Annotated in this window: 17 protein-coding genes and 1 pseudogene; 7 read left to right on the forward strand and 11 right to left on the reverse strand. The window is 62.9% G+C overall.

Translation table 11 applies throughout. The features are described from left to right. Window positions 1–20 precede the first annotated feature (20 nt). Entirely contained in the window at window positions 21–824 is an 804-nt protein-coding gene (locus K3F44_RS11705) for an MOSC domain-containing protein (protein ID WP_188036425.1), read from the reverse strand. A 63-nt stretch (window positions 825–887) separates the two neighbouring features. After that, entirely contained in the window at window positions 888–1823 is a 936-nt protein-coding gene (locus K3F44_RS11710) for a chemotaxis protein CheV (RefSeq protein ID WP_101321223.1), read from the reverse strand. 344 nt (window positions 1824–2167) lie between these two features. Here K3F44_RS11710 and K3F44_RS11715 point away from each other — a divergent pair, with 344 nt between their 5' ends. The 3 genes from K3F44_RS11715 (at window position 2168) to K3F44_RS11725 (ending at window position 4529) form a co-directional block, all read left to right on the forward strand. Then, the gene (locus tag K3F44_RS11715) at window positions 2168–2608 is read left to right on the forward strand and encodes a histidine kinase (RefSeq protein ID WP_220634074.1); all 441 of its coding nucleotides are present in this window, start codon (window positions 2168–2170) and stop codon (window positions 2606–2608) included. A gap of 375 nt (window positions 2609–2983) precedes the next feature. Beyond that, complete coding sequence (locus K3F44_RS11720) at window positions 2984–3880, forward strand: sensor histidine kinase (protein WP_220634075.1); 897 nt, start codon at window positions 2984–2986, stop codon at window positions 3878–3880. Beyond that, window positions 3870–4529: a response regulator transcription factor gene (locus tag K3F44_RS11725; RefSeq protein WP_101321230.1), complete on the forward strand. Its 660-nt coding sequence runs from the start codon at window positions 3870–3872 to the stop codon at window positions 4527–4529. The genes K3F44_RS11720 and K3F44_RS11725 overlap by 11 nt, the downstream gene beginning before the upstream one ends. On the opposite strand, the gene yegS is transcribed toward K3F44_RS11725, so the two are convergent. Then, the gene (yegS, locus tag K3F44_RS11730; protein ID WP_101321232.1) at window positions 4513–5400 is read right to left on the reverse strand and encodes a lipid kinase YegS; all 888 of its coding nucleotides are present in this window, start codon (window positions 5398–5400) and stop codon (window positions 4513–4515) included. The two genes, K3F44_RS11725 and yegS, sit on opposite strands and share 17 nt — an antisense overlap. 291 nt (window positions 5401–5691) lie before the next feature. Between yegS and K3F44_RS11735 the strand changes: the two genes are divergently transcribed. Together K3F44_RS11735 and K3F44_RS11740 are read left to right on the forward strand one after the other, a co-directional pair. Next, entirely contained in the window at window positions 5692–7149 is a 1458-nt protein-coding gene (locus K3F44_RS11735; protein WP_220634076.1) for a mannose-1-phosphate guanylyltransferase/mannose-6-phosphate isomerase, read from the forward strand. A gap of 57 nt (window positions 7150–7206) precedes the next feature. Continuing rightward, on the forward strand, window positions 7207–8454 hold the full coding sequence (locus tag K3F44_RS11740; protein ID WP_220634077.1) for a glycosyltransferase family 4 protein: 1248 nt from the start codon (window positions 7207–7209) through the stop codon (window positions 8452–8454). Here the strand turns inward: K3F44_RS11740 and glp are convergent. Then, on the reverse strand, window positions 8443–9630 hold the full coding sequence (glp, locus tag K3F44_RS11745; protein ID WP_220634182.1) for a gephyrin-like molybdotransferase Glp: 1188 nt from the start codon (window positions 9628–9630) through the stop codon (window positions 8443–8445). The two genes, K3F44_RS11740 and glp, sit on opposite strands and share 12 nt — an antisense overlap. 22 nt (window positions 9631–9652) lie before the next feature. Further along, window positions 9653–10192, reverse strand: coding sequence for a molybdenum cofactor biosynthesis protein B (gene moaB, locus K3F44_RS11750; RefSeq protein WP_101321240.1), 540 nt, complete (start codon window positions 10190–10192; stop codon window positions 9653–9655). 182 nt (window positions 10193–10374) lie between these two features. Here moaB and K3F44_RS11755 point away from each other — a divergent pair, with 182 nt between their 5' ends. Beyond that, entirely contained in the window at window positions 10375–10596 is a 222-nt protein-coding gene (locus tag K3F44_RS11755) for a YgdI/YgdR family lipoprotein (protein WP_150570734.1), read from the forward strand. A 164-nt stretch (window positions 10597–10760) separates the two neighbouring features. Here K3F44_RS11755 and K3F44_RS25105 read toward each other — a convergent pair whose 3' ends face one another. From K3F44_RS25105 to K3F44_RS11765, 3 genes and pseudogenes are all read right to left on the reverse strand, one after another. Then, a complete protein-coding gene (locus K3F44_RS25105) occupies window positions 10761–11528 on the reverse strand; it encodes a methyl-accepting chemotaxis protein (protein WP_375139929.1) in 768 nt (255 codons plus the stop codon). A 165-nt stretch (window positions 11529–11693) separates the two neighbouring features. Then, window positions 11694–12437, reverse strand: a pseudogene (locus K3F44_RS25110) (methyl-accepting chemotaxis protein); the annotation flags it as partial. 132 nt (window positions 12438–12569) lie between these two features. Beyond that, window positions 12570–14333, reverse strand: a complete 1764-nt coding sequence (locus K3F44_RS11765; RefSeq protein WP_101321247.1) for an ABC transporter transmembrane domain-containing protein — start codon at window positions 14331–14333, stop codon at window positions 12570–12572. A gap of 266 nt (window positions 14334–14599) precedes the next feature. Between K3F44_RS11765 and K3F44_RS11770 the strand changes: the two genes are divergently transcribed. Continuing rightward, window positions 14600–14767, forward strand: coding sequence for a PA1571 family protein (locus K3F44_RS11770; protein WP_178080784.1), 168 nt, complete (start codon window positions 14600–14602; stop codon window positions 14765–14767). 89 nt (window positions 14768–14856) lie between these two features. Here the strand turns inward: K3F44_RS11770 and pdxB are convergent, their stop codons facing one another. The 3 genes from pdxB to K3F44_RS11785 all read right to left on the reverse strand — a co-directional run bounded on the left by pdxB (window position 14857) and on the right by K3F44_RS11785 (window position 17781). Further along, a complete protein-coding gene (gene pdxB, locus K3F44_RS11775; RefSeq protein WP_220634079.1) occupies window positions 14857–15999 on the reverse strand; it encodes a 4-phosphoerythronate dehydrogenase PdxB in 1143 nt (380 codons plus the stop codon). Between the two features lie 60 nt (window positions 16000–16059). Further along, window positions 16060–16302: a sulfurtransferase TusA gene (gene tusA, locus K3F44_RS11780; protein WP_101321253.1), complete on the reverse strand. Its 243-nt coding sequence runs from the start codon at window positions 16300–16302 to the stop codon at window positions 16060–16062. Between the two features lie 75 nt (window positions 16303–16377). Further along, on the reverse strand, window positions 16378–17781 hold the full coding sequence (locus K3F44_RS11785) for an aspartate aminotransferase family protein (protein WP_150570731.1): 1404 nt from the start codon (window positions 17779–17781) through the stop codon (window positions 16378–16380). Between the last annotated feature and the right edge of the window lie 36 nt (window positions 17782–17817).

Here is a 17817-nt window from a genome sequence, read left to right on the forward strand (position 1 = left end):
AGCGGGCTTGAGCTGGCGGCTTACTCCAGCACTTCTACCGGCATGCCCACGGCAATCTCACCCGGCCCATCCACCGCCAGGTTCTGCCCGAACAGCACATCGCCGTCACGCTCACGAAATGTCTTCAGGGTGGCCAGCGGTTCGCGGTCAGCACTGCGCTCGCCCGTGTGCGGGTCAAGGGTAGTGAATATGCAACGAACGCTGGGTTTGAGGATGCGATAAGTCAGCGCACCGATGCGGATCCGCTTCCAGCCGTCTTCGGCAAACGCTGCGCTGCCCTGCACCACCAGATTGGGCCTGAAACGCAGCATCTCCATCGCCCGGCCAACCCGCCGGCTCAGCTCATCCAGTGATCCCTGGCCGATCAGCAGCAACGGAAAGCCATCCGGAAACGCCGCACGGTCGCTGTTCAAGCCATAGCCGCTGGGCAGGTAACGCGCGCGCGGCTCGGGGCAATACACCAGCCGCACCGGCTTGCCGAGCAGTTGGCTCAACCACAGCGCAGCAGCGTCGCCTGCGTCTGGCACGCGCAAGGTGTCGCGCCAGATGGTCACACCGCGCAAGTCTTCGTCGTCCGCCGGCACGGCGACCAGCAGCGGTGCCTGCCCTGGCGTCTCCAGCAGCAGATCACCACTGGCAGCGACCGTGGCACTGAGCTGACTCAACAGTGGCCAGGCGCGCTGGGTCAGGAAGCGTCCGTTGCCCTCCTCTACCACCAGCCAGCGGCGGTCGCCTTCCAGGCCGAGCAGACCTACCGGCGAGGCCTGCAGGCTTTGCGCCCGACACGACTTCACCGGATACCGATACAACTCACTCACAAACATCCCTGCCCGCCTCATGCCAGTGCAAAAACGCCTAGCTTATACCCAGCAGGACGCGCGCAGGTATCAGGCCGGCGCGTGATCAAGCATCAGGCGCTGCCGCACCACCTCTACCAGACGGTCTGGCTGGAATTTGGACAGGAAATTGTCACAGCCGACTTTTTTCACCATCGACTCGTTGAAGCTACCCGACAACGAGGTATGCAGCACTACGTACAGACCACGCAGACGCGGATCGCTACGAATCTCGGTGGTCAGGCGGTAGCCGTCCATTTCCGGCATTTCGGCGTCGGTGAAAATCATCAGCAGTTTTTCACACAGGTCTTCACCGGCATCTGCCCAGGCCTTGAGCATGCGCAAGGCCTTCAGGCCATCGCTGGCCACATGCAGTTTGACGCCCAGTTGCGACAAGGTATCGCGCAACTGCGCCAAGGCCACGGTGGAATCGTCGACCAGCAATATCTCGCGGCCGCGCGCCTTGGCCAGTACCGGATCGGCAAGCTTGTCGCCGGACACCTTGGCGTTGTACGGCACGATCTCGGCCAGAACCTTCTCGACGTCGATGATTTCGACCAACTGCTCTTCGACCTTGGTGATCGCCGTCAAATAATGCTGGCGACCGGCACTGGTCGGCGGCGGCATGATGGCTTCCCAGTTCATGTTGACGATGCGATCGACACCGCCGACCAGAAACGCCTGCACCGAGCGGTTGTACTCGGTGACGATGATGGTGCTGTCCGGGCCTGGTTGCAGCGGGCGCATGCCAATCGCCTGGGACAGGTCGATCACCGGCAAGGTCTGCCCGCGCAAGTTGACCACCCCACACACATAAGCGTGACGCTGCGGCATCAAGGTCAGCTTGGGCAGCTGCAGCACTTCCTGCACCTTGAACACGTTGATGGCGAACAACTGACGGCCCGCCAGACGGAACATCAGGATTTCCAGGCGGTTCTCACCTACCAGTTGCGTACGTTGGTCTACAGTGTCGAGAATGCCAGCCATTGGAAGCCCCCAGGCGCGTATCGGGAAAATGTAATCATCTGCTCTGTATCGGCGGGTAAACCGGCAGCTTGACCCTCGTCAGCAAATCCAGACCAGGCGATTGATATCATTTTACCATCATGCTTTACTGCTTCGACACTTTCAGCAACACCTGTTACGGCGGCGTAACCAGCAACGCCCCTCAGGGTTTCCCCTATGCCGCGATCAGGCCTAACCTGATGTTCGCGATATCCATTAGCCATTAATGTGACGCCATTCTCATTGCATGAATGGAGTCAGGCTTTTGCTAGCAATCGTTTCGGTGTTGCCCAGCCCGCTCCAGCCCACCGTGCTGGGGGCTCAGGATGGATAGCCGCGTGCCGCCCGGCGCCGAGCTGCCGGAATTCCTGCGGGATGCACAGCGCTTGTTGAGCCAGGCGCAGGAGTGCCTGCTACACCTGCAGCTGATCGACAATGATCCAGATGCCTGCCGGTGCCTCAACGACACCCTCACCAAGCTGGCCAAACGCGCCGAGCAACTGGGCCTTGACGAGGTCGCCCACTACAGCTCCGCCCTGCACCATCTGCTCGCACCTGCCTGCGGCCAGCGACACCTGCATAGCACAGCACTGCCGGCAGTCGAAGCCTGCCTGAACCTGCTGGACTGGCAACTGGAGCTGGTCGATGCCCAAACCGGACAACTGAACCTGGACCGCAGCGAGCAGGCAGTGCTTCTGGATGATCTGGCCAACGCCCTGCAAGGGTCAGCCAGGTCGCCATCGGAATCACCGCCAAACGTACAGTAAGTTCGGCATTCGTCTGCAACTAAGTCAATCAAGCTGCATTTATCAGCCAGACACTTGGCAAGTTCCGAATGGCCGCTTGAGTAATAGTCGTTAGTTGCAGTGCTCGATTATGCACGCACTCGCCAATGCTGGCTTTTTGATAGTTATGCCAGACCCGGCCAGATCGTTTTGAGCCCGTGAATACGGCGGTTTGAGACCCCTGAGCAAGGCGACCAAACACAACTTAAGTGATACCATGCGCGCCAATGAATGCAGCCCATGCAGATAGCCGTCAATTGAACAGATGCTTTTAATTGATTGTGAGCAGGACGCCAAAGCCGCTGACTAGACACGTGCAAGGCCTCCAATAGCATTAACTCAGTGGCTTTCCAATTTATGTTCCCACGTTTGAATCTTACCCCGCGCCACTGCTCTCGCAGCGCCGTGGCGCGCTGGACGACCGCAGCGCTATGCGTGGCATCACTGAGCGCTAACGTGGCACTGCACGTAAAAGCCTTGCCGATGCCGATCGGCCTGATCCTGCTGCAGATGGCGGCCCTGCTTGGCGCCGCCTGGCAATGGCACCAGTGGGCCCGCTCGATCAGCCTGCGCCCCGCAGAACTGGCCGAGCGCATGCTCAAGGTCCAGGAGAACGAACGCCAGCGTCTGAGCCGTGAATTGCATGATGATATCGGCCAATTGCTCACAGCAGCGAAGCTGCAGTTGGACTGGCTCCAGCGGCGCCTGCCAAGCGAGCTGCTGAGCCATGCCAGCAGCTTGCGCAGCACCCTGGATGAGGCCTTGAACAGTGTGCGTGATGTTGCCGCCCTGCTTAATCCGCGCCAGCTGGCCAGCCTCGGCTTGGAAGCCAGCCTGCGCGAGCACCTGCTGCGCACGCTGAACGATAGCGAGGTGCAGTGGAGCCTGGAGTGCAAACAGCGCCTGACCGGGATCAACGACGACATCAGCATGGCTGCGTTTCGCATCACCCAGGAGGCTGTCACCAACATGCTGCGCCACGCCAGCGCGCGCAATCTGCGGGTGCAGTTGCAGCGCACCGCTGCGGGGCTGGCCTTGACCATCGAGGATGACGGCTGCGGATTCATCCCCAACAGCGATCCGGCTGCGGCCGGTCAGCGCGGTATGGCCGGCATGCATGAACGCGCCCACGCGTTGCACGGTAGCCTGAGCGTGTACAGCCAACCGGGACGGGGCGCCCGCATCGAGGCCATGCTGCCGTGGCCAGCCCGCACTCAAGAACGCGCCAGGACCTTTGCCAGCCATGACCTGTAGATTACTTCTGGTCGATGACCATTCGCTCATTCGCGCGGGGGTGCGCGCGCTCGTGGCGGACATCGCTGGCTATACGGTGGTTGGTGAAGCGGATGACGGCGGCCAGCTCAACGCGCTTGTCGAACAGCTGCAGCCGGACATCGTCCTGCTGGATATCTCCATGCGCTCTACCAGCGGCCTTGACGCCTTGACCCAACTGCGTGCCAGCGGTCATCCCTGCAAAGTGCTGATTCTGTCGATGCACACTGATCCGGAGCTGATCATGCGTGCGCTCGAATGCGGTGCGCATGGCTACTTGCTCAAAGACACCAGCGCTGTTGAACTGGAGCAGGCGCTGAGCGCCTTGCGTGGGGATGAACGCTATCTCAGCCCAGCGATCGCTCACACCGTGATCAACCAGGCCTTGCTGCGCGCGCAGAACAGCCGCCAAAGCATCAACGACCGACTTAACCTCACTGCACGCCAGCTGGAAATCCTGCGCTTGATCGTACGCGGCAAATCAACTCGGGAAATAGCCGGCGGCCTGGGCCTGTCGATCAAGACCGTGGAGACCCATCGCTCCCAGATCATGAAGCGCCTGCAGATCTACGACGTCGCAGGCCTGGTGCTGTTTGCCGTGCGCGAGAAGATCATCAGCCTGGACGACTGAGCAGCGGTGAATCGGCTGGCAGGTGCACACGCAGTGCTGCCGGGACGGCTTCGAAGCGCAGACTTTCGCCGTGCATCGGCTCACCATCCAGGTTGATATCCAACCCCTGCGCACTTTTTATTTCGACCCACGGCAGGCGCGCACGCACGTACAAGCCCTCACCACCGATCAGCTCTTTCAGCGCACCGACCACCTCCTGCGGTGCGGGCAAGATGCCGATATCGAGCAGGCCGTCGTCAGCCAGCGCCTCGGGGCACAGCTCATGCCCACCTCCGGCCTGGCGGCCATTGCCGATACCCAACGCCAGCACATCGCCTTGCCAGTGAAAATCCGGCCCGGTCAGCTCGACTGCAGCGGCCTGCAGCTCACTGAAGCGCGACAGCCCGGTAAACAAGTAGGCCGCTGCGCCCAGGACTTTCTTGAGGTCCTCGGAAGTGTTGGCCGTAACCTGGCTGCCGAAGCCGCCAGTAGCCATGTTCAGAAACAACTGATCACCGGCCCGCCCCAGGTCGATGGCGCGTGCGGGCTGGTCCAGCAAGGCCAGCGCCTGGGCTGGCTCCAGCGGTATTCCGGCCGCTTTGGCGAAGTCATTGGCAGTGCCCAGTGGCAGCAGCACCAGGCTGGCCTGTGTCGCGGCCAGGCCCATGGCTTCGGCGATATCGCGGAGGGTGCCATCACCACCACCGGCGATGATGTGGCTGTACCCTGCTGCCAGGGCTTCAGTGACCAGCCGCTGGGCGTCGCCGCCCTCCCAGGTCAGGCGCACATCGAGCTGCCAGCCTTGCTCGCGCATGGTGCCCACAGCGGCTCTGACATCCTCGTTCATGGCTTGCTTGCCATGCAGCACCAACATCGCTTTGCGCTCGCTCATCCGTTCCACTCCGCAAAAATACCTATCCCAATCTCGACCATGGCCGAGGGCATATTGCTGCATACAAAGAGCGCTTGCGTCAGAAAATAAGCGGGTTTAACACAAATGCCATTGAAAGCCGGCGCGAGCAAGCGCATCATCGACAAATAATTGGCCATCACGGAGGATGCCACTAATAAATGTCGGTTTTTTGACTTATTGCCTCGCCGTACATCTGACAGATCGCCTGAGTCTATGGCGAAGTCCCTTTGATCGCGCTGCCCTCAGCGCCCCCGCTTCGAGGCTGTGATAATGAGCGTTCTGATCCCTTGCATCATTGCTGGCGGTGCCGGCACCCGATTGTGGCCGGTTTCCCGTGAAGCCATGCCCAAACCGTTCATGCGCCTGGCCGATGGTGAAAGCCTGCTGCAGAAGACCTTCGTGCGTGCCAGCGCCCTGCCGGGTGTCGAGCGCGTGCTGACAGTGACCAACCGCGACGTGCTGTTCCGCACCCAGGATGAATACAACCGGGTCAACAGCTTCAATGTCGCGCTGGACTTCATTCTCGAGCCATGTGGCCGCAACACTGCGCCGGCCATCGCTGCCGCCGCGCTGCACTGCGCCAAGCAGTATGGTGAGGATAGTCTGCTGCTGATCTTGCCGGCAGATCATTTGATCGAAGACATCCCAGCCTTCGAACAAGCGGTCGCCCAAGCGGCCCAGCTCGCCCATGACGGCTGGTTGAGCACCTTCGGCCTGCTGCCCAGCCGTGCTGAAACCGGCTTTGGCTATATCGAGCAAGGCGAGACATTGGGTGAGCGCGCGTACAAGGTCGCACGCTTTGTCGAAAAACCGGACGCCGCGACCGCTCAGGCCTACCTGGACGGCGGCCGCCACCTGTGGAACGCCGGCATGTTCTGCCTGCGGGTCGACGCCGTGCTGCGCGAGTTGCAGACCCACGCGCCCGAGGTGCTGGAAACCGTCGCCCATTGCCTTGAGCAGAGCGTCAGCAAACAAGGTGAGCGTGCCCTTCAGGTAGAACTGGACCCGGACACGTTCGTTCTGGCGCCGGACATCTCCATCGACTACGCGTTGATGGAGCGCTCCAGCCAGGTTGCAGTGGTACCGTGCGAGCTGGGCTGGAGCGATATCGGCAGCTGGGAAGCAGTACGCGAACTGCGCCAGACCGACGCTCAGGGCAACTACGCCAATGGCGAGACCGTACTGCATGATGTGAGCAACTGCTACATCGACTCGCCGCGGCGCCTGGTCGGTGGCGTGGGCCTGGACAACCTGATCATCATCGACACCCCCGATGCGCTGCTGATCGCCGATGCGGCGCGCAGCCAGGAAGTCAAGATCATCGCCCAGCAGCTCAAGCGCGAGGGCCACGAAGCCTATCGCCTGCACCGGACCGTGACCCGGCCATGGGGCACCTACACCATCCTCGAGGAAGGTGCGCGGTTCAAGATCAAGCGGATCATGGTCCGCCCCGGCGAATCGCTGTCGCTGCAAATGCACCATCACCGCAGCGAGCACTGGATCATCGTCAGTGGCATGGCCTGCGTGACCAACGGTGACGAAGAGTTCCTGCTCGACACCAACGAGTCGACCTTCATCAAGCCAGGCCGTACCCACCGCCTGACCAACCCGGGGGTGATCGATCTGGTGATGATCGAGGTGCAGAGCGGCGAGTATCTGGGCGAAGACGACATCGTGCGCTTTACTGATATCTACGGACGCGTCCCGGAAGAAGCCGCCATCGGCTGAACCTGTGCGGGCGTGCCTTGCCATCCATGACCCAACCGTCAGCGAGGATTTGGGGCGATGCGCATACTTTGGACTTTGCCCTACCTGCCCTGGCCAACCACCAGTGGCAGCAAGACCCGGCAATACCATCTGCTGCGCGAACTGGCGCAGCGTGGTCACCGGATTACCTTGCTGGTGCAGTCCAAGGTGCCCCTCGGCGACGCCGCCCGCACTGCCCTTGAACCCCTGCTCGAGCGCCTGATCGTGCTGCCCAGGCGCGCGTTGCACAGCCCACTCAACCTGCTTGCTTCGCCGATCATCGATTACCCCATGCGGGCGATCATCCATGGCCTGGCTCCTGCCCTGCGTCATCAGTTCGAACAACTGCTGGACGAGCCCTGGGATGTTATCCAGATCGAGCACAGCTACAGCTTTCAGCCCTTCGAAAAAGCTCTGCAGGCCCGCGGCTTGCCCTACATGCTCAGCGAACACACGCTGGAGTCGGTGATGGGTGCTGCCTGTCACGACCGCCTGCCGCTGTGGCTCAGACCTCTGAACGCATTCGACCGTTGGCGCTACCGGCGCTGGGAGCAGCGGGTGCTGCGCCAGCCCTCGGAGGTGGTCGCGGTGAGCCCGCATGATGCCGAGTTGATCAGCCAGATCAGCGGCCGGCCGGTCAATGTGGTGGTCAACGGCGTTGATTGCGACTACTTCGAACAGGTGCGCCCCGCCGCGCACAGTCAGCGCCTGCTGTTTGTCGGCAATTTCGAGTATGGCGCCAACCTCGAGGCTATCGAGTGGGCGCTGGAAGAAATCCTGCCGCAGGTCTGGCTGAGCAACCCCGCCGTGCGCCTGGCGATTGCCGGGCACGCCCTGCCGGCGAGCTGGAAGCTGCACTGGAACGACCCGCGTATCGAATGGATCGGCTACCGCCCCGACCTGCGCGAACTGCAGCACCGCTCCGCGCTGTTTTTTGCCCCGCTACGGTATGCCGGCGGCTCCAAAGTGAAGATTCTCGAAGCCATGGCAGCCGGCCTGCCGGTGATCACTACCAGCAAGGGTGTGTCGGGACTGGCGGTCAACAACGGCGAGCATTACCTGGGCAGCGATGACAGCGGCCACTTGGCGTTGCAGATCACCCAGTTGCTCAATCAGCCGTGGCGGATGTGTCAGCTGGGCGAAAGCGGCCGCCAGTTCACCCGCCAGCGGCATGACTGGAGCGTCGTCGCGCAGCAGCTGGAGAGCGTGCACACGCGCTTGACCCAGACGCTGCCAAGCACCGCCCCAGCGCCAGCGGCGGTGATTCTGAGGCGCTCAGCCAAGTAGTTCGCTGAGGGGGATGAAACTGACGTTGTCGCCCTGTTGCGGGGTGCTGCCTTCGCGCACTTCGACCAGACCTTCAGCCCACGCCGCGCTGCGCAGCACACCCGAACTCTGGTTCTTGTAAATGCGCACGCGGCCGTCTTCGATACGGGCGCGCAGGTACTCGCGGCGCGTCCCGGCCTTGGGCCAATCGAACCCGGCTGGCACGCTGAACTGCAGCGGCGTGACATTTGCCACGCCCTGGCGACGCAATAGATAAGGTCGCGTCAGCAGGGCAAAGGTGACCAGGGTCGAGGCCGGGTTGCCAGGCAAGCCGATCACCGGTACACCGCGATAATGGCCAAAGGTCAGCGGCTTGCCGGGCTTGATCGCCAGCTTCCACAGCGCCAGCTCGCCAGCTTCACGCAGGGCGATGCCGAGATAATCAGCCTCGCCTACCGAAACCCCGCCCGTCGAAAGAATCAGGTCAACGTCAGCCAACCGCGTCAGGCAGTCGCGGGTCAGTTGCAGGTCGTCAGCCAGGATACCGGCATCGACCACTTCGCAGCCCAGCCGTTGCAGCCAACTGGCGAGCAGGCGACGATTACTGTTGTAGATCTGCCCCGGCCCCAGGGGCAAACCCGGCTCGACCAGTTCGTCACCGGTCGACAGCAGCGCCACGCGCACCTTGCGCACCACTTCGAGGCGCGCATGCCCAAGCGTCGCCGCCAGGCCAAGTTCAATCGGCCCAAGCCGAGTGCCAGCGCTCATGACCTGCTCGCCAACGCGGGTTTCCTGGCCCTGCGGACGAATATTCTGGCCCACCCGCAACGGCTCGCCGAAGGTTACCCGGCCGTCATCCAGCACTTGGGCGTTTTCCTGCATTTCGACACAGTCGGCGCCCTCGGGTAGCGGCGCACCGGTGAAAATCCGCGCGCAGGTCCCGGCCTGGAGCGGCTGCGGCGCATGCCCGGCGAAGATCCGCTGGCTGACCGCCAGCGGCTCGCCGTGCCAGTCGGCCAGGCGCAGGGCGTAGCCGTCCATGGCGCTGTTCGGCCAGGGCGGCAGGTCCAGTGCGGCCACCAGCTCGGTGGCCAGCACGCGGCCTTCAGCGGCCGCCAAGGCAACCCACTCGGTGTCCTTGATTGGCGCGGCTTCGGCCAAGGCCAGCAGACGTTGCAGGGCCTCTTCGACCGGCATCAATGGCCGGCTTGGGGCGGGTTCAACCACGGCTGTCACAGGCCGCTGCCTGCTTCAGATGAGGGACAAAGTTGCACGGGCGATGACGCGCGTCGAGCTGTTCGGCAAGAATGCCGTCCCAGCCGGTGCGCACGGCATTGGTCGAGCCCGGCAGGCAGCACACCAGCGTGCCATTGGCCAGACCAGCCAAGGCCCGGGACTGGACGGTCGAGGTGCCGATGTCGGCAAGCGATATCTGCCGGAACAATTCGCCAAAGCCATCGACCTGTTTATCCAGCAGGCAGGCGACCGCCTCGGGCGTGCTGTCACGGCCGGTGAAACCGGTACCGCCGGTGATCAGCACCACCTGCACCTGGTCGTCGGCAATCCAAGTCGCAACCTGAGCGCGAATCTTGTACAGGTCATCCTTGAGCAGCACCCGCGCGGCCAATTGGTGACCAGCCTCGGTGAGACGGTCGACGAACACCTGGCCAGAGGTGTCGGTTTCGAAAGTGCGGGTATCGCTGACCGTGAGCACGGCAATGTTCAGCGGCACGAACGGGGTATCTGCCTTGGCTTTCATGGGGGCTCCAGCGCAGGGAAGGAAGAAGATGGCGCCTGTTATATCACAGCCCGCACAGCGCCGAACGCGAGGCTTGTTCTCGGTCAATGTCAGCCTGCTGTGACTATGCTGCACTGGCTGAGGAACTTGCGCGGACACACCGCGTCATAAAACCATCAAGCACCATCGACAGGAGAAACACGATGATTCAACGGACCCTTCCCGCCTTTATTCTTGCACTTGGCCTCGGCGCCCTCGCCGGCTGTGCTTCGCCAACCGTGATCACCTTGAACGACGGCCGCGAAATTCAGGCGGTAGATACTCCAAGCTATGACGACGATTCCGGCTTCTATGAAATCGAGCAGCTTGACGGCAAGCGTACCCGCATCAATAAAGATCAGGTTCGTACTGTCAAAGAGCTCTGATCTGCGCTAATGCTAAATCGCTGGGGCCGCTACGCGACCCTTTCGTGACACAAGGCCGCTCCTACAGAGACCGCGCATTCAGGTAATACGCGGTCGGCGTAGGAGCGGCCTTGTGTCGCGAAAGGGCTGCGTAGCGGCCCCGGCAATTCTGAGTCGAACAAAGTTCACACCCCCAACCGCGCCGTCACCTGCCCCAACTGCCCGGACAACCCATGCAAGCGCTGCCCAGCCTGCTCGGTATGCTCGACCGCCTGCTGATTGGCCGTGGCGATGCGGGTGATTTCGATCAAGTTGCGCGAGATGTCCTCGGCCACGCTGGTCTGTTCCTCGGCTGCCGTTGCAATCTGCCGATTCATATCACGAATCGCCTCGACCGCCTGGGTAATCCGCTGCAGCATCTGCCCCGCATGCTGGACTTGTTCGGCGCCCTCCTCGCTGCGCCGCTGGCCGCTCTCGATCGCCTTGACCGCCTCCACCGCTCCTGATTGCACCGCGTCGATGATCTGATTGATCTCGGCAATCGAAGCCGCCGTGCGCTGGGCCAGGCTGCGTACTTCATCGGCGACCACGGCAAATCCGCGCCCGGCCTCTCCGGCACGAGCCGCTTCAATCGCGGCATTGAGTGCCAGCAGGTTGGTCTGTTCGGCGATCCCGCGGATGACTTCAAGCACTTTGCCAATGCGCGTGCTGTCGTGCTCCAGGTCGCGAATCACTGCAGCGGTGCCGGCAATCTCGCGGTTGACCCCGGCAATGGTCTCGATGGTTGCCTGCATCACCTGCTCGCCCGCCTGCGCACTGTGATCGGCATCGTCGGCAGCGTGGGCGGCCTGGGCAGCATGGCGCGCGACCTCCTGCGCAGTCGCCGACATTTCATGCATGGCCGTGGCCACCTGATCGGTGCGCTGGAACTGATCCTGGGTGCCCCGCGCCATGTCGCCGGCAAGGTTGCGCAACTGGCCACTGGCGCCTTCCAGTTCTTCGGCGTTGTCCTTGAGCCGGCCGATGGTCTCGGCAAGAAAATCACGCAAGGTATTGGCCGCACGCGCCAGGCGCCCGAGCTCATCTTTACGGCGATCATCAACGCGGGCGGCGAAACGTCCTTGGCTGAGCTGGGCCACATAGTCGATCAACTGGCGGATTGGCTCGATCAGGCTGCGGTTGACCAGCCACAGGCTGAGCAACCCCACCAATATGGCTGAGCCGAGCATGACCAGCAGACCGATCCACACGGTACGCTGGGCGCTGTCATTGATGATCGCCGCACGCTCGCGGGCCTCACTGCGCAGTTGCTCGACCAGCGCGCTCATCTGCTCACTGGCGGCGCGGTCGACACCCTTGACCGCCGCATCGCCTGCCACCGGGTCGCCGCCGGCGGCCAGAAACGCCTCACGCCCCTTGCTGTAGGCCTGGCCCAACTGGCGATGGCTGTCGCGCAGCTGGCGCAGTGGCGCCGTCAGCTCGCCATCGCTGTCTGCCAGCAACTGCGCCAGCAGGCTCTGCACCTGCTGCTCGCGGCTCTGAAACTGTTGCCAGTACTTGTCCAGCTCGGCCGGTTGGCGGCCGCGCAGCAGCACGTTCTTCCACTCCTGCACCTGGATCTTGAATTGCAAATTGGCCTCGTCGATCAACTGTGACGCGCGCAATGGGCCATCGACCAGCTCGGCATAGCTGCGCACGCTGGACGACAGGAACTGGAAGCAAACCAGCGCGATCAGCAGCATGGCGATCAGGCTGCCGCCCAGCAGAGAGAGAATTTGCACGCGAAGGGATGTACGCAACATGCGGGTCTCGAGAACAAGGAGAGAAGAAAACGGCGCTGCAGGCAGCACCACGACAGACATCCATGTCCTCGTTCGCAGGGCAAAAAAAAGCTGCCATCAGTCGATAGCAGCCAGGTCGAGCACTTACGCTGAGGCAGATAGTCTCAGGCCATTGCTACAGAAATGTGACAGATCAGCGACGTGCCTCCAATTTCAGCTCGAGGTGAACTGCAACTGCGCCAACCGCGCATACAGTGGGCTTTCTTCGATCAACTGGCGATGACTGCCCACCGCCACAATCTGGCCCTTGTCGATAACCGCGATGCGGTCAGCATGCTGCACGGTGGCCAAGCGGTGCGCGATCACCAGGGTGGTACGGCCCGCCATCAGCGCGGGCAGCGCCTGCTGGATCAGGTGCTCGCTCTGGGCGTCGAGGGCACTGGTGGCTTCGTCGAGCAACAGGATCGGCGCATCCACCAGCAGCGCCCGGGCAATCGCCAGGCGCTGGCGTTGCCCACCGGACAAGCCGACCCCGCCTTCCCCAAGCAAGGTCTGATAACCCTGCGGCAGCTGCTGGATAAACTCCTCGGCATGCGCCCCGCGGGCCGCGGCCTGCACCTCGGCGAAGCTGGCATCGGGGCGGCCATAGCGAATATTGGCCTCAACCGAGCCGCGAAACAGCGCAGGGTTCTGCGCCACCATCGCGAACTGGCTACGCAACAACAGTGGGTCGAGACTGGTCAATGCCTGGCCATCGAGGAGGATGCTGCCTTGTTGCGGGTCATAGAAACGCAGCAACAGGTCAAACAACGTCGACTTGCCGGCGCCGGACGGACCAACCAGCGCCAAGGTCTGGCCCGGTTCGATCAGCAAGCTAAGGCCATCGAGCGCCGCCACGGTCGGCCGCGACGGGTAGGCAAAGCGCACCTCGCGCAGCTCGATGCGACCGCTGGCGCGCGCGTTGGCCAAGCCCGCGCTCAGCGCCGGCGGCAGGATCTTACTCTGCGCTGCCAGCAACTCGGCGATCCGCTCTGCCGCCCCAGCCGCGCGTTGCAGCTCGCCGATCACCTCGCTGAGGGTGCCAAACGCGCTGCCGACGATCAGGCTGTAGAACACGAATGCGGCCAGCTCGCCACCGGAGATACGCCCGGCGATCACGTCCATGCCGCCCACCCAGAGCATTACCCCGACAGCGCCGAGCACTAGCACGATGACCAGCGTGATCAGCCAGGCCCGCTGGGCAATCCGCTGCCGCGCCACATCAAAGGCCGCCTCGACCGTGTCGGCAAACCGTTCACGGTCGAGGTTTTGGTGGTTGTAAGCCTGCACGGTCTTGATCTGGCCGAGGGTCTCTGCGACATAGCTGCCGACATCGGCGACCCGGTCCTGGCTCTGCCGCGACAGGCTACGCACCCGTCGGCCAAACAACAGGATCGGCGCCAGCACCAGCGGCAGTGCCAGCACGACGATGCTGGTGAGCTTGGGGTTGGTGATGAACAGCAACACTACGCCGCCAATCACCATCAAGGCGTTGCGCAGGAACATCGACAACGACGAGCCGATCACCGATTGCAACAAGGTGGTGTCAGCGGTCAGCCGCGACTGGATTTCCGAACTGCGGTTGTCCTCGAAAAAGCCCGGATGCAGGCCGACCAGGTGGTCGAACACGGCGCGGCGGATATCGGCCACGCAGCGCTCGCCGATCCACGACACGAGGTAGAAGCGACTGAACGTGCCGATCGCCAGTGCCAGCACCAGCAACATGAACAAGCCGAGGGTCTGGTTGAGCTGGTGCGCAGAACCGGTCATGAAGCCTTGATCGACCAGCAGGCGAATGCCCTGGCCCATCGACAACGTGATCGCAGCGGTGACGACCAGCGCGAGCAGTGCCAGTACCGCCTGCTTGCGGTAGGGACGCAGAAACCGCCAGCTAAGGCGCAAGGCGCGGCGCTGACGTGAGGAGACAGGTTCGGTCATGACTCAGATCATTCAGGCGAAGAAGCAGCAAGCCTACCATCCATCTGCACAGGCTGAACTTTGCAGCGGTTGTCAGGATCGCAGAAAAGGACATGCCATTGGCCAGCACAGCAGAGCACAGTAGCAATAGCTTATGGTTCTAAAGTGCTGGTGGAGCTTTGCCGAGCTTTCTGTTGGACTAGAGCAGTCGTGGCGGCACAGACAATGTCATACGCCAGTCACGACCCGTGGATAGGCTTGGTTTGAACCTGATGAGGAGACAGCACATGCAGCAGCACAGTGAAACGCACGCCAACCAGCAAGCGCAACCGCAGCCGATTTGCGGCTCGATCATCGACGACCAGGGCCGCGAAGTGGCAATTACCCCTGAGATGATCAAACAAGCGTGTGAAGAGCTGGAAAAAAGCCGAGTGGCGCTTGCCGAGAAGAATTGATTGGATCACAGCAGCGTGGCGCTCAGTTAGCTAGTTGAGCGCTGCGCGGGCTGGATTGGGGCCGCCAAGCGGCCCCTGCTTTACTACTGCTAAACCAGCACCGCCCCCAGCGCATTGATCATCTGCGCCAACTGCGCCGACTCGCCGCGCAACTTCACTGCCAACCCTTCGATTTCCCTGCGCACGGGGTAATGCTTGCGCAGCAGGTCAAAGGTTGCTCGCTGTTCGATCGGATCCTCGCTCAAGCTACGGCGCATGTCGGCATCGTCGCGGCGCGGGTCGTAAACTGCTCGGCAGACCGTCGCCAAGGCCACGGCCGGATCACTGGCCGCATTCAGTTCTATCTGGACTAGGTCGCGTTCCGGCAGCAGATCGGCCAACTGCACAGGCGCCGGCACGCCGCGCCACTGGCAAAATGCCTGATAGATCTGCGCCGTACCGCGCTGCTTGCCGTCGAGGCTGTAACCGGCAATGTGCGGCGTCGCCAGCGTGCACAGGTCGGCCAGTTGCAGGTCAACCTGAGGTTCACCCTCCCACACATCCAGGACCGCGTGCAGATCGTCGCGCTGCAGCAGCAACTCACGCAGCGCCTGGTTATCCACCACCGGCCCGCGACTGGCGTTGATCAGCCACGCGCCCGGGCGCAACCGCGCCAGTTGCGGGGCGCCGAGCAAGTGCCAGGTGGGGTGTTCGCCGTCGCGCTGCAGCGGAGTGTGCAGGCTGATCACATCACACTGCTCGAGCACGCGATCGAGGCTGACGAAATCGCCGCCTTCCGCCGCCTGTCGCAGTGGGTCACACACCAGTACTTTCCAGCCCAGGCCATGCAGCACCCGTACCAGACGCTCACCAACCTGCCCGGCACCGACCACGCCATAGACCCGCTCGGCGAGGTTTTCACCCTCGAGCTCGGCCAGGGTCAGCAGGCTGCCCAACACATAGTCGACCACGCCACGGGCATTGCAGCCCGGGGCGCTGCTCCAGCGGATACCGGCCTCGGCGAAGTAGTCCAGATCCAGGTGATCGGTGCCGATGGTGCAGGTACCGACAAAGCCGACCTTGCTGCCTTGCAGCAGTTGCCGATTGACATCGGTTACCGAGCGCACCAGCAGCACGTCGGCATCTTGCACGCACTGAGCATCGATGCTGCGGCCAGGGTAGCGGCGGATCTCGCCGAATCCGGCAAAAAACGCGTCGAGCAGCGGGATGTTTTCGTCGGCAACTATCAGCATGGCGCTCTCCTGTCAGGGGTCCGCAGTGTAGGCCCTGCGCCGGGCGCGATCCAGCGCGGCTCAATCGGCCTTTTTGCGAATCCAATACAGATAAGTGCCAGCCTGTTCCTGCTGCTCAAGCAACTGATGGCCGAGGAAGGTGCAGAACTTGGGGATGTCACGCTGGGTCGACGGGTCGGTGGCGATGACCTTGAGCAGGCCGCCGGCAGCCAGTGCGCGCACCTGTTGATGCAGCATCATCACTGGCTCCGGGCAGTTCAGGCCGCTGGCGTCGAGGACGGCGTCGGGGGTGTAATCGGTCATGGGCTACTCCGTGAATGGCCGACCATTGTCGCTCAAGCCCGCCCCCAGAACCATCCTCGACGCCTTTTCGGCGAATTAGCCGCAGCTCCCCAACGCAGCCTGCAAGGCCTCGGCAAAGCGCTGCGCGACCTCGTCGACCTGCTCGGCAGTGATGATCAGTGGCGGCAGGAAGCGCACCACTGCGCCATGCCGACCGCCGAGTTCGAGAATCAAACCGCGCTTGAGGCACTCGCGCTGCACCTTCGGCGCCAGCTCGCGGGCCACCGGCGGATGCCCGCGGGTGTCGAGTGGCCCATTCGGCTCGACCAGCTCGACGCCCAGCATCAGGCCACGCCCGCGGATATCGCCAAGCTGCGGGTAGCTGCGCTGCAACTGCTGCAGGTGGCCACGCAGGCGTTGGCCCATGGCCTCGGCGTGGTCTGCCAGGCGATGCTCGAGCAAATAGTCGATGACTGCCGAGCCCGCCGCCATGGCCATCTGATTACCACGGAAGGTGCCGGCATGGGCGCCCGGTTTCCACGTGTCGAGCCAGTCGCGATAGACCACCACGGCCAACGGCAGGCTGCCGCCAATCGCCTTGGACAGGGTCACCACGTCCGGCACGATGCCGGCATGTTCAAAGGCAAACATCTTGCCGGTGCGGGCAAAGCCGCTCTGGATCTCGTCGACGATCAACGCCACACCGGCCTGCTCGGTGATGCGCCGCACGCCCTGCAGCCATTCGATATCGGCCGGGATCACGCCGCCCTCGCCCTGTATCACTTCGAGGATCACCGCTGCCGGCAGCGGCACGCCGCCCTCCGGGTCGAGCAGCAGATTCTGCAGATAATGCAGGTTGGCGCGCACGCCTGCGGCACCGCCGAGGCCAAACGGGCAACGGTAGTCATACGGATACGGCATGAACTGCACACCGTTGCCCAGCAACGCGCCCAGCGGTTGCTTGGGCCCGACGCTGCCCATCAAGCTCAGCGCCCCCTGCGACATGCCGTGGTAGGCACCCTGGAACGCCAGCACCGTGCTGCGACCGGTCGCCGTGCGCACCAGTTTCAGCGCAGCTTCCACCGCGTCGGTGCCGGTCGGGCCACAGAACTGGACCTTCGCCTCACGCCGCAAGGCTTCGGGCAGAATGGCAAACAGGTCCTGGACAAAGCGGTCCTTCACCGGTGTGGTCAGGTCGAGCGTATGCAGGGGCAGTTCATCGGCCAGCACACGCTGGATCGCCGCCACCACCACCGGGTGATTGTGGCCCAGCGCGAGGGTACCGGCCCCGGCCAGGCAGTCAATGAACTGCCGCCCTTCGACGTCCTCGACATAGATCCCGCGGGCGCGCTTGAGCGCCAGCGGAATCCGCCGCGGATAGCTGCGCGCATTGGACTCCTGCTGCTGCTGGCGCAGCAGCAACGGTGATTCGGCGAATTCATACAACGGCTGCGGCGTGGCAAGCGGCAGGATCTGGGCAAGGCTGGAAGCGGTCGACATTGAAGAGTCCCTTGCAAGCGAAAGGTGGCATCGCTT

Source organism: Pseudomonas sp. S07E 245 (genome assembly GCF_019599025.1).
In the GTDB taxonomy this organism is placed as follows: domain Bacteria; phylum Pseudomonadota; class Gammaproteobacteria; order Pseudomonadales; family Pseudomonadaceae; genus Aquipseudomonas; species Aquipseudomonas shirazensis.

What these genes read in the sequence shown, in the direction of transcription:
- K3F44_RS25105 (WP_375139929.1), bottom strand. Translation starts at nt 11,528, where the DNA reads ATGGCGCGGGGCACCCAGGATCAGTTCCAGCGCACCGATCAGGTGGCC.
- yegS (WP_101321232.1), bottom strand. Translation starts at nt 5,400, where the DNA reads ATGAGCGAGCGCAAAGCGATGTTGGTGCTGCATGGCAAGCAAGCCATG.
- K3F44_RS11715 (WP_220634074.1), top strand. Translation starts at nt 2,168, where the DNA reads ATGGATAGCCGCGTGCCGCCCGGCGCCGAGCTGCCGGAATTCCTGCGG.
- K3F44_RS11740 (WP_220634077.1), top strand. Translation starts at nt 7,207, where the DNA reads ATGCGCATACTTTGGACTTTGCCCTACCTGCCCTGGCCAACCACCAGT.
- K3F44_RS11785 (WP_150570731.1), bottom strand. Translation starts at nt 17,781, where the DNA reads ATGTCGACCGCTTCCAGCCTTGCCCAGATCCTGCCGCTTGCCACGCCG.
- K3F44_RS11735 (WP_220634076.1), top strand. Translation starts at nt 5,692, where the DNA reads ATGAGCGTTCTGATCCCTTGCATCATTGCTGGCGGTGCCGGCACCCGA.
- K3F44_RS11725 (WP_101321230.1), top strand. Translation starts at nt 3,870, where the DNA reads ATGACCTGTAGATTACTTCTGGTCGATGACCATTCGCTCATTCGCGCG.
- K3F44_RS11710 (WP_101321223.1), bottom strand. Translation starts at nt 1,823, where the DNA reads ATGGCTGGCATTCTCGACACTGTAGACCAACGTACGCAACTGGTAGGT.
- K3F44_RS11765 (WP_101321247.1), bottom strand. Translation starts at nt 14,333, where the DNA reads ATGACCGAACCTGTCTCCTCACGTCAGCGCCGCGCCTTGCGCCTTAGC.
- K3F44_RS11770 (WP_178080784.1), top strand. Translation starts at nt 14,600, where the DNA reads ATGCAGCAGCACAGTGAAACGCACGCCAACCAGCAAGCGCAACCGCAG.
- K3F44_RS11720 (WP_220634075.1), top strand. Translation starts at nt 2,984, where the DNA reads ATGTTCCCACGTTTGAATCTTACCCCGCGCCACTGCTCTCGCAGCGCC.
- glp (WP_220634182.1), bottom strand. Translation starts at nt 9,630, where the DNA reads ATGCCGGTCGAAGAGGCCCTGCAACGTCTGCTGGCCTTGGCCGAAGCC.
- K3F44_RS11755 (WP_150570734.1), top strand. Translation starts at nt 10,375, where the DNA reads ATGATTCAACGGACCCTTCCCGCCTTTATTCTTGCACTTGGCCTCGGC.
- pdxB (WP_220634079.1), bottom strand. Translation starts at nt 15,999, where the DNA reads ATGCTGATAGTTGCCGACGAAAACATCCCGCTGCTCGACGCGTTTTTT.
- K3F44_RS11705 (WP_188036425.1), bottom strand. Translation starts at nt 824, where the DNA reads ATGTTTGTGAGTGAGTTGTATCGGTATCCGGTGAAGTCGTGTCGGGCG.
- moaB (WP_101321240.1), bottom strand. Translation starts at nt 10,192, where the DNA reads ATGAAAGCCAAGGCAGATACCCCGTTCGTGCCGCTGAACATTGCCGTG.
- tusA (WP_101321253.1), bottom strand. Translation starts at nt 16,302, where the DNA reads ATGACCGATTACACCCCCGACGCCGTCCTCGACGCCAGCGGCCTGAAC.